15 protein-coding genes are annotated in these 14860 nt (G+C 58.9%); 7 read left to right on the top strand and 8 right to left on the bottom strand.

Features of this window, described 5'->3' with window-relative positions; all coding sequences use genetic code 11:
• From AC0Z5Z_RS02230 to AC0Z5Z_RS02215, 4 genes are all read left to right on the top strand, one after another.
• Positions 1 to 864 carry a tetratricopeptide repeat protein gene (locus tag AC0Z5Z_RS02230; RefSeq protein WP_150742899.1) on the top strand — a complete coding sequence of 288 codons (864 nt, stop codon included), beginning with the start codon at positions 1 to 3 and terminating at the stop codon, positions 862 to 864.
• A 2-nt stretch (positions 865 to 866) separates the two neighbouring features.
• Positions 867 to 1625, top strand: coding sequence for a lysozyme inhibitor LprI family protein (locus AC0Z5Z_RS02225; protein WP_252882871.1), 759 nt, complete (start codon positions 867 to 869; stop codon positions 1623 to 1625).
• A 58-nt stretch (positions 1626 to 1683) separates the two neighbouring features.
• Positions 1684 to 2772, top strand: coding sequence for a tetratricopeptide repeat protein (locus tag AC0Z5Z_RS02220; RefSeq protein ID WP_485610642.1), 1089 nt, complete (start codon positions 1684 to 1686; stop codon positions 2770 to 2772).
• 73 nt (positions 2773 to 2845) lie between these two features.
• Positions 2846 to 3274 (top strand): hypothetical protein, encoded by a 429-nt coding sequence (locus AC0Z5Z_RS02215; RefSeq protein WP_485610641.1) that lies wholly within the window; start codon positions 2846 to 2848, stop codon positions 3272 to 3274.
• A 58-nt stretch (positions 3275 to 3332) separates the two neighbouring features.
• On the opposite strand, the gene AC0Z5Z_RS02210 is transcribed toward AC0Z5Z_RS02215, so the two are convergent.
• Positions 3333 to 3695: a DUF6124 family protein gene (locus tag AC0Z5Z_RS02210; RefSeq protein WP_485610640.1), complete on the bottom strand. Its 363-nt coding sequence runs from the start codon at positions 3693 to 3695 to the stop codon at positions 3333 to 3335.
• Positions 3696 to 4129: 434 nt separating this feature from the next.
• Here AC0Z5Z_RS02210 and AC0Z5Z_RS02205 point away from each other — a divergent pair, with 434 nt between their 5' ends.
• Positions 4130 to 4516, top strand: coding sequence for an SCP2 sterol-binding domain-containing protein (locus AC0Z5Z_RS02205; protein WP_252879099.1), 387 nt, complete (start codon positions 4130 to 4132; stop codon positions 4514 to 4516).
• Between the two features lie 149 nt (positions 4517 to 4665).
• Positions 4666 to 6012: a delta-60 repeat domain-containing protein gene (locus tag AC0Z5Z_RS02200; RefSeq protein WP_463559552.1), complete on the top strand. Its 1347-nt coding sequence runs from the start codon at positions 4666 to 4668 to the stop codon at positions 6010 to 6012.
• Between the two features lie 59 nt (positions 6013 to 6071).
• Here AC0Z5Z_RS02200 and AC0Z5Z_RS02195 read toward each other — a convergent pair whose 3' ends face one another.
• The 6 genes from AC0Z5Z_RS02195 to exbB form a co-directional block, all read right to left on the bottom strand.
• Positions 6072 to 7472: an aminoacyl-tRNA deacylase and HDOD domain-containing protein gene (locus tag AC0Z5Z_RS02195; protein ID WP_041476626.1), complete on the bottom strand. Its 1401-nt coding sequence runs from the start codon at positions 7470 to 7472 to the stop codon at positions 6072 to 6074.
• A 79-nt stretch (positions 7473 to 7551) separates the two neighbouring features.
• The gene (gene recG, locus AC0Z5Z_RS02190; RefSeq protein WP_485610639.1) at positions 7552 to 9627 is read right to left on the bottom strand and encodes an ATP-dependent DNA helicase RecG; all 2076 of its coding nucleotides are present in this window, start codon (positions 9625 to 9627) and stop codon (positions 7552 to 7554) included.
• A 9-nt stretch (positions 9628 to 9636) separates the two neighbouring features.
• On the bottom strand, positions 9637 to 10566 hold the full coding sequence (locus AC0Z5Z_RS02185) for a hydrogen peroxide-inducible genes activator (protein WP_024014805.1): 930 nt from the start codon (positions 10564 to 10566) through the stop codon (positions 9637 to 9639).
• A 216-nt stretch (positions 10567 to 10782) separates the two neighbouring features.
• Entirely contained in the window at positions 10783 to 11529 is a 747-nt protein-coding gene (locus AC0Z5Z_RS02180; protein ID WP_042608108.1) for a TonB family protein, read from the bottom strand.
• Positions 11526 to 11954 (bottom strand): TonB system transport protein ExbD, encoded by a 429-nt coding sequence (exbD, locus tag AC0Z5Z_RS02175; RefSeq protein ID WP_016772535.1) that lies wholly within the window; start codon positions 11952 to 11954, stop codon positions 11526 to 11528. Before exbD ends, AC0Z5Z_RS02180 begins: the two co-directional genes overlap by 4 nt.
• 6 nt (positions 11955 to 11960) lie before the next feature.
• Complete coding sequence (exbB, locus tag AC0Z5Z_RS02170) at positions 11961 to 12914, bottom strand: tonB-system energizer ExbB (protein WP_041476629.1); 954 nt, start codon at positions 12912 to 12914, stop codon at positions 11961 to 11963.
• Positions 12915 to 13102: 188 nt separating this feature from the next.
• Here exbB and AC0Z5Z_RS02165 point away from each other — a divergent pair, with 188 nt between their 5' ends.
• Positions 13103 to 13960 (top strand): SDR family oxidoreductase, encoded by an 858-nt coding sequence (locus AC0Z5Z_RS02165; RefSeq protein WP_485610638.1) that lies wholly within the window; start codon positions 13103 to 13105, stop codon positions 13958 to 13960.
• 140 nt (positions 13961 to 14100) lie between these two features.
• On the opposite strand, the gene AC0Z5Z_RS02160 is transcribed toward AC0Z5Z_RS02165, so the two are convergent.
• Positions 14101 to 14841, bottom strand: coding sequence for a hypothetical protein (locus AC0Z5Z_RS02160; RefSeq protein ID WP_016772538.1), 741 nt, complete (start codon positions 14839 to 14841; stop codon positions 14101 to 14103).
• Positions 14842 to 14860: the final 19 nt, after the last annotated feature.

Genomic DNA, 14860 nt, shown 5'->3' with positions numbered 1-14860 from the left:
ATGAACCGTCTTCTCGCGGGCAGCCTTAAGTGGTTGATGATTGTCATGAGCCTGACAGCTTCAGCCAATGCCTTGTCTGAAAATATTCAGATCGTGGGGGTTGGCGGGCACTTAGTGACATTGAAGGACAAGACATGGGGCAGGCCTGCTGCGGAGGCGGCGGTTGCCTCGTTTACCGCCAATGGAAAAACGTTTCCCCTCTATGTACCCGCGGTGGGTACTGAAACGCATGAGGCTTGGTTAAGTCCCGACAAGAAAACATTGCTCCTCCTTCAGACTCTGTATGGCGTTGTCATTGGCCAGGAGGGTGAAGAAATCCCAACAGAGGAAACTGGTTGCGGGGTCATTTCGATGGAGACCGGTTGCGTGCTCAGTCAGCCTGCAGCCAGGTTTTGCTACGGCAAGTGGGAGGGCAATCGGTGGACTTCCGGGGAAGAGGATGCGCCTGACCTCGTCATGCAGACGCCGTCTCCAAAGGACTTATTGAAGCAGGTCTCAAATATTGAGATGCCGCAATCTCGCGTGGAAGAACTCGCATTCAATCTTCGCACTATAAGTCCAGAGTCCTATATGGCTTGTCACCCACCGGCGCGCAATGTTCAAGCTTTTAACGACTTGGCTTTCTACTTGGCCGAGGGCGGCAACGATGAGCTGGCGCTGAAGTTTTATCGCGGCGTTGAGGCCGTTGGTAAACGCACGGTACTGATGTTGAACATCGCCGATTCACTCTGGCGTCTCGATCGCAAAGACGAAGCGCAGCGCTATTACAGCCAGTACCGCGACGCGATGAGCGCCGACGGCAAGGCGCAGAAAACTCCACAACGCGTAGTTGAGCGATCCGTCATTCAGGGAATGAAAAATTGAACATGTTTGCGCGTTTTATCGCGTTGTCCTTTGGATGCCTGTTTGCCTCTTTTGCGATGGCCGAGGACGACTGCAAAGAAATCACCGTGAGTGCTCAGGTCGATCGGTGTGTGGAGGCAGCTCGCAAAGAAGCCGACACGCAACTCAATGCCAGCTACAAGAAACTGCTGGGACGGTTTGAGACTCAACAACGGCGTGACCCTGAGCAGGGTAAGGCGCTGGTCGCAATGGCCAGAGAGTCCCAGCGCGCCTGGATCAAGCTGCGCGACACCACCTGCCCACTTGAAGCCACGGAAATCGAGCCTGGGGTGGCAGCGCATGTCACAACGGTTAACAACTGCATGGCCAGACTGAGTCTGGAGCGTGCGGCCTACCTGAACACAATCGTCGCTGATGAGCCGGGTAATGTGGTCGATCTCAACAAGGTGTACCTGTCCGGCTCTCAGCGCTTCGGCGATATTGTGGCACGTTATGTCAGCACCTTTGGCAGCCCATGTCTGACGGTCCAGATACTGGCGCCCAACGGCGGTTGGAGAGTGCTGTCTTCCAAGCGGTTTTGCAATTTCGAGGGCAAGGCTTTTTGGACGGACTATGCCGATGCCGGGTTTGAGGATCATGCGTTTGCCGACGATGGGTTGCACGTGACGCTCAGTTTGACGGAGCTTCGTGGGCTCGGAGAAAAGCGCCTCGCTTGTGTGATTCCGATCAAGAACGAGCAAATCAAAGAGCTGAAATGCGGCGCGCCTGAACCCGGTGCCTAATCGGGGCTCAATTGGGACGTATTTGGACATCATTTGATTGAATCAAGGATTGAAGAAAGTGAAACGCGTATTGCAGAGCGTTCTCTGCGCTCTAACTTGTTGTGTCGCTGTACCGGGTTCTCCCGCACTCGCTGCCCCACAAGTCCTCAAGGAAATTCCGGCTAGCTTGCTGGGTGATGCATCACGGCAAAAGGTGTTTGTGCTGGCGGGTGATGCGGACGAAGTTTCTAACCGATTGTCGATTGCGCCGGAACAAGCGCGTGATGAGGACATCTTGCTCGATACGTCGAAGGCGCTGCCTCTGATCAAGAGTCAGTACTCGTCTGCGCTTCAGGGTGTCTTCAGCGTCCATGTACTCAAAGGTCGCCCTGGCGTCATGACCGTCATTGATCCACAGGCTGAGGAAGCTGTGGTCAAGCAACCGTTCGTTGAGGCTGGGGATTACATCGCGCTGGTAACCAGCGAGGAAGATAACGCGGTTTACAACTTCAACCTGTTGTTCGCCTTCAACAGAGGTTCAAAGCAGTTTGAGCTGAAAGCTCTGCTGGAGGTGGCGAATAACGACTCCTGTGACCGGTCGCTTGTTAGCGCAGTGGAGTTGCCGGTGCAGACACTGGGCCCCATCACTCTCGCTTCTTTCGATGGGCGTGAAGTGCTGCAGAAGCTGCAGGTTGCTCGTACTGGCAGTATTGAGGGCGTTAGAAAGAAATTGATGACCGTCAATTCGGCTGATTTGCTGGATATGGCGCTGGCAGCCTACCGAAAGGGTGATGACTCTTCCTTCAAGGATACGATGAGCTACGCGTTGATGGGCGGTGGCTCGCATGACACTTGTCCCCCGGATAGCTATATCGTCGCAAAGTACTACTACCCGCAGCGTCCCGGCTGGTCCAACGACCTCGGTTTTCTGCTCGGCGAGGCGGGTTACTACGCTGAGTCGATTGAGTTGCTCAATGCAGTGATTGCCAACCACCCAAACAGGACGGTTGCTTACCTGAATCTCGCTGACAGTTATTGGGCCGTGAACGATAAAGAGCGGGCGGTGGCGGCGTACAAGCAATACGCATCGCGAATGTCTGAAGCGGGGAAGGTTTCGAAGATCCCGGCGAGGGTGGGTGAGCGCAGTGCTGGAGTCTCCAAGAAATGATTCGGGCCCTATTCCCGTAAAGTTCGCAGAAATGCACTTTCAATTGCCCATAAGTCGCTAAGGAATGATCGGTTTGAAATCGTCGTTTGCGTTTATTTCTGCGCTTCTTCTAATACCGCTGACCGCCCTAGGTGAGGTTACCACCGAGGTTTCCTGCTTCCGTTCGTTGGAAGGCAAGAACATCAATTTCGAGTTTCGATCCTATTACGACATCGTCTCACGGTGGAGCGGAGCAGGGGTCAAGTACACGAAGTCCCGAAAGGTCCTTCCCCTTGTCTATCGGAGTGTCGAAGAGGAAGTCATGGCAGAGGGGCGGCCTTCTCAGTTCACGACAACTTGGGTAGAAGTGACCGAAGACTCGCTGACAGGCGAATATGAAATGGTCAGCCAGGGTGCTCGAATTTACGGGATGACTTACACGAACTACAAATCCGGAAAGAAGTATTCATTTGAACAAGACATCACCATGGATGCATCTCCAGAGACAGGCTGTCGGTGGTAAAACAGGGATCATCGAGAAAGGGGACTCAACGCCCCCTCTTTTTCATCCGCGAATCTCACTAAAACTTGGCCGCCACGCTTCGCACTTCAATCTGGTCGAGCGTCCCTTCCACCATCAATCTCACCCCGTCCGCCATCCTACTCAATGCCAATGCAACCGAGCGGCGTGAGCCATCTATGTCGTCCGCAAGATCCGCAGCGATGATGCTGATGGACAGCAGGTCTTCCGAGGCGTTGGCCAAGAGGGCTTCGGCGTCGATGTCCTGGTTCAGGCTGAACAAGCCTTCACGGCGTGGGGCCTGAGAGAGATCAGATTTGCCGAAGTGGTGATCAAGGGCGCGTTTGGCGGCTTCATGTAGTTTTCTTGAATCGAAGGATTCGTAGGGGGAGGTGTCCTCGGTGCTGGTAGTTGAATTGGTCATCGGTGTAAATCCCTTGGAGTAAGAAGAAATTGCTCCCGAATTCGGACTTGCACATCCGGTCACCGAATACCCGATGACGCAGGAAGCCTATCGGTGATCTTCAAGCTCGCCTAGTTCATGGACAGCCCCGCACTTTGCAGGAAATTTCCCATGGATTCGCGGGCCGGAAGATCAAAAGATCGCAGGCTTCGCCGGCTCCTACAGGGATGTGTTTCAACAGGTGTAGGAAAGGTGAGTGGTGAGACGCGGAGCGTCTCGGGATGCATTCCCACGCGGAGCGGGGGAACGATCAGTGGGCGAGCGCTGAATCGTGACTTGGTGGTCATCGTGCGGGAAATGGTCTGCATCCTCTTCCAACAGTGTGAGATACTGGCGTTATCGTCCGAATCCCTTACACTGCCCCGGCCGTTCATTTTCCTTTTGAGGCTGTGCGCATGAAATTTCGTTTTCTCCTGTGGATGATGGGTTTGTTGATGGGTAAGGCCAGCCGGACAAATCCTGCGTTCCAGCAGCAGTTGGGTGACAAGGATCTGGTGTTTCAGCTGCAGACGCTGGACGGGAAAGTGGCGCGGCATTTCGTGGTCAAGGATCAGCGCATCACCAGCAAGTCTGGCGTGGTGCCGGAGCCGGCGTTTGCGATTGCGTTTAAAGATGCCGGTTATGGCTTTGCCACAATGCAGGCGAAGAACAAGCAGTTGGCGTTTATGCAGGGGATTCAGGACAAGTCGATCCAGCTCAAGGGCAATCCGGCGCTGGTGATGTGGTTTCAGGGCTTGATGAAGTATTTGAAGCCGCGCAAGGCTAAACCGAATAAGGCCTGATATTGGTCGCTGGCTCGCCAAGTCGGTCATTTGTCTCTAAATACCATAAGCACCTGTCAGAAGTGACAGGTGCTTTTACTGGCGTCTTGGTGCTTCATGAGGAGATGGTCCAGCGGTAAAGGGACTGAACCTGTTGGAGAATAACTATCATGACTACCAAGTCTGGCACGCCCGATCTTGAGTTTGGTAACAACGGAGCACGCATTTGGGATTTCCCTGAATTCGCCAGCATCGCTCCCCATGCCATTGTTTCTCTGCCCGATGGCAGGCTGGTTGCGGTGGCGAATGAGCCGGGTTATCCCCGCGGCTTCGTGATCGTGCGACTCACTGAAAAAGGGCAACTCGATGCAGGCACCGGCTTCGGGGTGGAACAGCGGGGTTTTGCGCGCATTACGATTCCTGAGAAACACATTGTTAGCATTTTAGGCTCCAGCCTACTCAGTGATGGCGGATTCCTGATCGTCTTGGAGTACTCATGGCGACCTAATGAAAACGGTCTTTTGGTTGTTCGACTTCTGGACGATGGCAGTCTCAACGACAAGTTTGGCAAGGGCGGAGTCCTTGTTCTTCCAGACCGTGCGGTGCCCGCAACTCTTAGCAGAGGAGCGTTGCGTACTGCCCGGCGAAGTGCGGGCCTGGATGCCGTGTCAGTTGTTCAGGGCGGCGACAATTCTGGAGTACGCGGCATCGAGTTGCCAGGCGGCAAAATTGTCCTGGCTACTTTTACTTACGATCCTTCTTCTTCGCAAACCAAGGGTTCGGTTATACGACTCAATCCTGATGGAACATTAGACAAAACCTTTAACAAGACCGGTTCGACCTGGGTTGAGTTGGGAATTGCTGGTGATAATGCCGCGCGTGGAGTGGCTGCACAGGCGGACGGTAGTTTAGTAGTAATTGGCGATTACTTTGATGCAGGTACCTTTGGTACCTATGTTGTGCGTTTCAAAGAGGATGGAGTGCGGGACGAGGAATTTCCCGATGTGGTGCTTACGTCCCGTTATATGCCCCGTTTTCGCGATATTGCCGTCAGAACAAAGGACGGGATGATTGCCATAGTAGGAGGTCAATTCGAAGACAATTTTCCCGAGGGTACAGGTGTAATTGTCGTGCTCAACGAGAACGGCTCACCGAATCTAGTGTTCAACGAAGGTAAACCGTTGTATTCCAAGCTATCACCTGAGAAAGGTCAGCAGTGGCAATCTTGCGCGTTTGGCGGAGCGGAGGACAGTAAGTTGATCGTTGCCGGCACAAGTGGCAGCGGAGATATTTTTTACGATACGCAGGCAGTGTGCGCACGTTACTTACTCACCGGTACGCTCGATAAGTCATTCAACACTGATAAGGGCTGGTTGGCTTTTAGTCAGCCCGATCGAATGGCGTCTGCCCTGGATGCAGTGATCACGTCCCAAGGCAAAATTGCCATCTGCGGTGAACTTTATAAAGACGAGCTTAGCCTTCCTGTTGGCGGGTGGATAGCGCGCTACTTTTCTTGATAAGCACTGATGAAAGCCCGCTCTCACCGATTTGAAATGATCTCGTGAGAGCGGATTGTTTATGCCTGGCTGAACTGCGAAGCCAGTTCACGCAGCAGCACTTCAGCCTCAAGCACTTTGCTGACGACATCGTTGGCTTTGTCACGGCTCAGGCCGACGCGTTCAAGCAGGGCATCCGGAATATCTTCATCCGGCCCGGAGCCAATCCCGCGGCTGCGTAGCAGGCGTACGGCCAGGCAGACGAGGTTCGGGTATTCGGCGTAGGCGCCGTCGTAGCTTGGGTCGTGCTGGAAGCGCAGGGCGGTGGCCAGTTCATCCGGCATGTCCCAGTAGCGCATCAGCCACGAGCCGATCTGTTCACGGCTGATACCGAGCAGGTGTTGCTCGATGTAGCTGTGGCAAAGGTGCGGGTTGACCTCCAGGTGGCGGCAGATCAGCGAGAAGTGCGGCGGAAACACGTGGGCCAGCAGCAGGTAACCGAAGTTATGCAGCAGACCGGCCAGATACGTCAGGCCGGCTTCCGGGCGCTGGGCGCGCGGCATGGCGCGGGTCAGGCCTTCGATGACGGCGGCGGTGTAGATCGACTGCTGCCAGTACGGCGTGGTGTGTTGCGGGTGGTCTTTGGGCAGGCTCAGGGTCTTGCCGAGGGCCAGGCCCAGCGCGAGGTTGATCACCAGATCGAAGCCCAGCACGCGGACGATCGCGTCTTCCACCGAACGAATCTTGCCCGGCGAGGCGTAGTACGGCGACGCCGCCCAGCTCACCACTTGCGCGGCCAGCGCCGGGTCGGTTTCAACCACGCCGGTGATGTCGTCGATGGTGGCATTGGGGTCAACGCGCAGCTTGATGATTTTTTGCGCGGTTTCGGCCAGCGGCGGAATCTCGATGGTCGCTTCCAGACGCTGCTGAATGCGCCGCGCGGTGAACGCCTGCACGGCCTGGGTGATTTCCTCGCGGTCATCGTCCGGGCGGTCGAGGTTCGGGCGGATGCTGCTCAGGGCTTCGCCGAAGTTGGCGGCGCTGGCCTTGGTCAGCATCGATTTGAAGTCTTCGCTGCTGATTTCCAGCAGCAGGCCCGGCTCGCCGGAGTTGATCAGCAGCTTCGGCTCGCGCAGCAGGCTTTCTTCGTAGAGGCACGGCGAACTGGTTAGCGCCGGCAGGCCTGGGAGCAGGCTCAGATTGTGTTTGCCGAGCATCTTTTCCAGGCGTTCGGTGGACACGGCTGTGAGTCGGCGACCAGTGAGTTCGGCGAGGCGATTGAGATCCAGCAACTGGCTCTGTGGAAACAGCACCATCAACGCGCCCACGGCGTCGTCCAGCAACACGGCCTGCACTTTGCGCGAGGCATTGAGGCCGTGGTGGTCGAGCACTTCTTCGTAGGCAACGCCCAGCTTGTTGAGCAGCAGCCGAATAACAGACGGAGCTTGCGGAGATTCGGGGACGAGAGCAGCTTCGGTCATGGTCTGTATCCGTTTTTGAAACAATGGCAGGAGTATAACCAGCTCTGTAGGAACGATCCTGCACAAACTGCGACGGTGCTCACACTTGGCCGTATTGCTGCCCATGCCGCAGCCAACGGTCAAGCAATGGGCTGACGTGGGTCGGCCAGCGCTCCAGCAAAGCCTGGGCTGCATCGCGCACGGCGGGCAATAAATCGGCGTCGCGCATCAGGTCGGCGACCTTGAATTGCAGCAGGCCGGTCTGGCGGGTGCCGAGCATTTCCCCGGGGCCGCGCAGTTCGAGGTCCTTTTCGGCGATGACGAAACCGTCGTTGGTCTCGCGCATGATGCCCAGGCGCTGGCGACCGATCTGCGACAGCGGCGGATGGTAGAGCAGTACGCAATGGCTGGCGGCGCTGCCCCGGCCGACGCGACCGCGCAACTGGTGCAGCTGCGCGAGGCCGAGGCGCTCGGGGTTTTCGATGATCATCAGGCTGGCGTTGGGCACGTCGACGCCGACTTCGATCACCGTGGTCGCCACCAGCAGTTGCAGGTTGCCGGCCTTGAACTCGGCCATCACCGCAGCTTTTTCGACCGGTTTCATGCGGCCGTGAATCAGCCCGACTTTCAATTCGCCGAGGGCGGCAGTGAGGTCTTCGAACGTGGTTTCGGCGGCCTGACAGGTCAGCTCTTCCGATTCTTCAATCAGCGTACACACCCAATAGGCCTGACGACCTTCGGCACAGGCGCTGCGCACCCGTTCGATGACTTCGACGCGGCGGGTGTCGGTGACCAGCACGGTGTTGACCGGGGTACGCCCGGGCGGCAATTCATCGAGGATCGAGGTGTCGAGGTCGGCGTAGGCGCTCATCGCCAGCGTCCGTGGAATCGGTGTGGCGGTCATGATCAGTTGGTGCGGGCACATGCGCCCGCCAACGCCTTTCTGCCGCAGCGCCAGACGCTGTTGCACGCCGAAGCGGTGCTGTTCGTCGATGATCACCAGCGCCAGATTCTTGAACTGCACTTCGTCCTGGAACAGCGCGTGGGTGCCGACCACCATTGGTGTGCCGCTGGCGATCTGCTCCAGCGCGGCGACGCGGTTTTTGCCTTTGAGCTTGCCGGCCAGCCACGCGACTTCAATGCCCAGCGGTTCGAGCCAGCGCTTGAAGGTGATGAAGTGTTGTTCGGCGAGGATCTCGGTCGGCGCCATCAATGCAACCTGGTAACCGGCCTCCAGCGCTTGCAGGGCGGCGAGGGCGGCAACCACGGTCTTCCCCGCGCCAACGTCACCCTGAATCAGGCGCAACATCGGTTCGTGCTGACTGAGGTCGTAGGCGATTTCGTTGCCGACGCGCTGTTGCGCGCCGGTCGGGTTGAAGCCGAGGTTTTTCAGATATTTCGGTGGCAGCTTTGTGGCTTTCGGCATCGCCGGCGCGCGCAGTGAACGCATGCTTTCGCGCAGACGCTGTTGCGACAGTTGATGCGTGAGCAGTTCTTCGAAAGCCAGGCGATGCTGCGCCCAGTGATGGCCAAGGGCGAGTTCATCGACGTCGGCATCGGCGGGCGGGTTGTGCAGGTAACGGATCGCGTCGGCCAGCGGCGCCAGTTGGTAGTCGCGGGCCAGTTCGGTCGGCAGCCAGTCCGGCAGGGTGCTCGGCTTGAGCAGCGTCAAGGTCTGCATGCACAACTGGCGCAGGCGCTGCTGGGTCAGCCCTTCGGTGAGCGGGTAGACCGGGGTCAGGGTTTCATCCACTGGCGGCGGTTCGTCGCCGGTGATGGCGCGGTATTCGGGGTGGTAGATTTCCAGGCCTGAGGCGCCGGGCCGGGCTTCACCGTAGCAGCGAACCCGCGTGCCACGCTTGAGGCCTTCTTTCTGCGCATTGCTGAAATGGTAGAAGCGCAGGCTCAGCCCGCCGGTGCCGTCCTGCAAGCGCACGACCAGACTGCGGCGGCGACCCATGACCACGTCGGCACCGCTGACGGTGCCTTCGACCACGGCGTCCTGCCCCGGTCGCAATGCGCCGATCGGCACCACGCGGGTGCGATCCTGATAACGCAGCGGCAAGTGGAAGAGCACGTCCTGCAGACTCTCGAGGCCGACCTTAGCCAGTTTCTCGGCCATGGCTTCGCCGACACCCTTGAGTGCCGTCACCGACACTTGCGACAGCTCCGTCATGACGCTCGCTTAACCGGCCGTGACCGGCGCCGCTGGCTTGGCCACCGAGCACAGGCGAATGGAGTCGGCGAGGATCTCGATGGCTTTCGGCCGTGGGAAGCTGGCGCGCCAGGCGATCGCCACGGTGCGGAACGGCACCGGCGCGGTCAGTGGGCGCACTTCGATCACGCCGGGGGCGTAGTGATGGCTGTCCACCGCCGACAGCGGCAGGATCGAGATGCCCAGGCCGGACGCGACCATGTGGCGAATGGTTTCCAGCGAGCTGGATTCTACCGTGGTGTGCTTGGCGCCGTCGTTGCCTTTGGTCAGGGTCGGGCAGGCTTCGAGCACCTGATCGCGGAAACAGTGACCTTCACCGAGCAGCAGCAGGCTCTTGTCGTTGAGCAGGCCGGCGTCGATGGATTCTTTCTTGGTCCACGGATGCTGGGCCGGCATGAGCACGTAGAACGGCTCGTCGTAAAGCGGCAGGGTCAGCACGTCGGCTTCATTGAACGGCAGGGCGATGATGATCGCGTCGAGCTCGCCGTTGCGCAGTTTGTCGCGCAGCACGTGGGTAAAGTTTTCTTCGATGTACAACGGCATCTGCGGGGCGACCCGGTGCAGTTGTGGAATCAGATGCGGGAACAGGTACGGGCCGACGGTGTAGATGGCGCCGACTTTCAGCGGTGCGGTCAGCTGGTTCTTGCCGGCCTGGGCCAGTTCACGGATGCCCTGGGCTTGTTCGAGGACTTTCTGCGCCTGGGCGACGATGCCCTCGCCGACCGGGGTCAGGCGCACGGCGCTTTTGCTGCGCTCGAAAATCAGCACACCGAGTTCGTCTTCAAGTTTTTTCACGCCCACCGACAGCGTCGGCTGACTGACGTGGCAACGCTCGGCGGCATGGCCGAAATGCTGCTCTTGGGCGAGGGTAACGATGTAGCGTAATTCTGTGAGGGTCATAGCAAGCGTCCATGAAGATGCGCGCCAAGCATACCGGCTGCAATCGATAGACGCACGTTATCAGACTGCGGGCTGAGTGCGACACCGGTCGAGGTCGGTTTGCCGCTGGCAGATATGCAAAAGGCACCTTTCGGTGCCTCTTGGCTTGGTTCTCTCGGCTGGCGGAGAACCTTGTGGGAGCTGGCAAGCCAGCTCCCACAGGTATTGCGGTGTTGCTTAGCGGCGGCGTTCCAGCGAATAAACAAACGGCGCAACAATTTCGATCGAGCCGTTGTTGAGCATGTCGGCCGGCGGCTTGGGCAGCGGTTGCGCGCGGCGGATCATGTCCAGGGTGGCCCGGTCCAGATCAGCGTTGCCAGAGCGGCCCACCAGTTCGAACGACAGCACATTACCTTCGCCATCGACCACGAAACGCAGACGATTCAAGCCTTCCTTGCCCCGCGACTGCGCACTCTGCGGGTACTTCTTGTACTTCTGCAGATGCGCGAGCAGAGTGCCTTGCCAACTGGCCTTGGCCGCCAACTGAGCCGGCGACGGACCTGGTGCAGGCTGGGCGGATTTCTCCGTCGGTGCCTGGGTCGGCTGGGTATCGGCCGGTTTCTCCTCGGAAGGTTTCTCCTTCGGCGGCTCGGGCAGCTTTTTCTCGACCGGCTTCGGCGGTTTTGGCTTGGGCTTCGGCTTGGGTTTGGGTACCGCGATTTCCGCTTTTGGTGCTTCAGCCAGTTTCGGAATCGGCAATTCTTCCACCGGAGCCGGTGGCTGCGGCGGTGTGACGACTTTCGGCGGAGCCGGCGGTGGCGGGGCAGGCAACGGGGCCAGCTCGACCATCATTGCCTGCGGCGGCAATTCGATGGGCGGGCGGGCGGTCCAGTTCAGCGCCAGCGCGATGGCCAGCGCGTGCACGCCCAGCACCACGGCCAGGCTACCGCTGTAACGCGTCAGCTTATGGCGCGTCGTGATCATTTCTTGGCTGCCGTCTCAAGTCCGACCAGACCGACCTTCAGGTAACCGGCGGCGCGCAGGCTGTCCATCACGCTCATCAGGTCACCGTAATCCACGCCTTTGTCAGCCTGGAAGAAGATGGTGGTGTCTTTCTTGCCCTGGGTCTTGGCGTCGAGGGTAGCGCCGAGGGTTTCGGCTTTCACTTCGTCGTCACCGAGGAACAGGCGCTGGTCCGCTTTCACACTGAGGAACACCGGTTTCTCTGGCCGCGGCGCCGGTTTGGCGGTCGAGGCCGGCAGGTCGACTTTGATGTCCACAGTGGCCAACGGCGCGGCCACCATGAATATGATCAACAGCACCAGCATCACGTCGATGAACGGCGTGACGTTGATTTCGTGGTTCTCGGCCAGATCGTCGTCTGCGCCTTCTTTCAAATGCAGGCCCATGGCCGATTACCCCACTTTAACCATGTGCGGCTGCGAGCTGCGCTCAGGCTGGTGGTCGAGATCGCGGCTGACCAGCAACAGGACTTCTGCCGAGGCATCGGAGACCTGCGCCTTGTAACCGGCGATGGAACGGGCGAAGACGTTGTAGATCACCACAGCAGGAATCGCCGCAACCAGACCCAGTGCAGTGGCCAGCAGCGCTTCAGCGATACCCGGTGCGACAACTGCAAGGTTGGTCGTCTGGGTTTTGGCGATGCCGATGAACGAGTTCATGATGCCCCACACGGTACCGAACAGACCTACGAACGGTGCGGTCGAACCGATGGTGGCGAGGACGCCGGTGCCGCTGCTCATGTTGCGACCGCAGGCAGCAACGAGGCGCTCGAGGCGGAAGCTGACGCGTTCCTTGATGCCTTCTTTCTCGCGGCTGTTGACCGACAGGCGCATCTCTTCAAGCGCGTCATGCACCAGCAGGTTGGCGAGGGTGCCTTCCTTGCCAGCCGTGGCGCTGGCTTCCTTGAGGGTGGTGGCTTTTTTCAGTGCAGCGATTTCGCCACGCAGACGACGCTTGGCGCCCATCAGCTCGAAGCCTTTGGCGATCCAGATAGTCCAGGTGATGATCGAAGCGATGGCCAGACCGATCATCACGATTTTCACGATGATGTCGGCGTTCTGGTACATACCCCACGGCGAAAGGTCGTGGGCCATGCCCAAGGTGTTGTCGGCTTCGAGGGCTTCAGGTGCGTCGGCGGCGTCGACAGCCTGCACCGGATCGGTGGCGGCTGGTGCAGCCGGAGCGGCAGCGGGTGCGCTCTGCTCGGTGGCGGCTGGGGTGGCGGGTGCTTGAGCGTCGGCGAAGGCGGCGGTCGGTGCCAGCATCAGGCTGAGCAACAGAGCCGCGACGGCGCTCCAGGCGCGAGGTCGAGTGGTTGGCGAAGCGGGAGTTTGATTACGTGTCATGCTGGCCGGACCTGAGATAGAAAAACGTTGTTGCTCTTCCAGGCCTCGTGAGGCCGAGAACAAAAGTGGCGTGCATTATTGCAAGTAATTCTTGTTAACAAAAGTAATAGAGTAACTTTTTTTCCTTCATTGCTAGCCGTTCGTCCTGCGCCAGAGCTAGTCTGTGCCTTTCTGATGGGAGTTTTCTGATGTCCGCGCCTTCTGTTTTGATTGCCGGTTGTGGTGATGTCGGCAGTCGTTTGGCCACGCAATTGCTGGCGGCTGGCTGGCAAGTTCATGGCCTGCGCCGCGACGTTTCCAAGCTGCCGGAGGGTGTCATCGGCGTCGCCGGCGACCTGTTCGGCGAAGAGTGTCCGGCGACCTGGCCGGTAGGCGCTGTCGATTATCTGGTGTATTGCGCGGCGGCCACCGATCACGACGAAGAGGGCTATCGCAAAGCTTACGTGCAGGGTTTGCAGAATGTGCTGAGCTGGCTGGGTGACTATGGGCAAGTGCCTGAGCGGCTGATCTTCGTGTCCAGCAGCAGCGTGTACGGCCAGCAGGATGGAGCATGGGTGGATGAGACCTCCGAGACTGTCGCGGCCGGATATTCAGGTCGCTTGATGCTCGAAGCCGAGCAGGTCGCGCTCAATAGCGGCATTCCGGCAAGCGTGCTGCGCCTGACCGGCATTTACGGCCCGGGCCGCGAGTGGCTGCTGACTCAGGTGCGTCGCGGGTATCGCGTAGCTACGGAGCCACCGCTGTATGGCAATCGTATTCATGCCGATGATGCAGCGGGGCTGCTGGCGTTCTTGCTGGAAAAAGACCGCGAGGGCGTCAAGCTGGACGAGCTCTATATCGGTGTGGATGACGCGCCTGCGCCATTGGCCGAAGTGGTGGGCTGGTTGCGCGAGTACCTGGGTGTGACTGAATGGGCGGACGACGCCAGTGTGCGGCGCACCGGCAGCAAGCGTTGCAGCAATGCGCGGGCGAAAGCGTTGGGGTGGGTGCCGAAGTATCCAAGTTACCGCGAAGGCTATGCAGCGATTCTTAAAGGTAAGTGCTGAATTTTCAGCAACACAAAAACCACTGTGGGAGCGAGCCTGCTCGCGAATGCGGTATGTCAGTCATTATCAGTTCGACTGACCCACCGCGTTCGCGAGCAGGCTCGCTCCCACATTTGATCTTCTGAGGTTTCGGAAGCAGGTTACTGTTTTTCCAGCAACCACTTGCGCTCACCCGCGGCAAACTGCGGTTGCTCATCCGCCAGCGCAGCGTTGACTGCTTGCAAAATCTCCAGCTCCTTGCCCTTGCGCACAAAGATCCAGTTATTGCCCTGGCCATTGAGTTGCAGCCACATGCTGTCGTTGCCATTGCTCATCGACGCGCAATCGCCGGCCAGACACAAGGCATAACGGTCAACGCCCGGCAGGCCGGTCACCTGGCCGTCGGCCTGGAACTGCACGGTGCCGCCTTCACCCTGGCCACTGGCGATGATCCAGTTGCCGCCCAGGTATGCTGAGTAGAGCGCGCGTTCGAAGCTGGCACCGATTGGCGCGCCTTCCGGCACGGGGATCTGTGCGCGATCGAAGACTTGTTCGGGTTCGTTGTCGCTGGCAGCTTGCTGCAGGCGCCCGCCATCGCGTTTCAGTTCGCTGGCGGAGCTGCCATAGAAGTCGACTTTCCAGGCGCCGGACTCTTCGCCCAGCAGCCGTCCTTCGACGTTCTCAAAACCGTTGGTATAGCGGGCCTGGCCGGCCTTGGTGTTGACGTCCCACTCCAGATTCGGGCCGTAAGCCTGCAGCGCTTCACGCAGGGGACCGCCCTTGGCGGCGGCATCGATCGCCACCTGGTTGATCCAGGTGCCGCTGATGTCACGGTCGGCAGGGTCGCTGGCGCAGCCGCCGAGAAACAGGGCGAGCAGCGAGAGAGCTAGCGCTTTGCGCATGGTGAAATCCTTTCAAAAC

Source organism: Pseudomonas sp. 1L-E-NC-VB-C3 (genome assembly GCF_057291535.1).
Note: the sequence above shows the minus strand (reverse complement) of the source record. Positions and strands in the feature narration are given on the sequence as shown.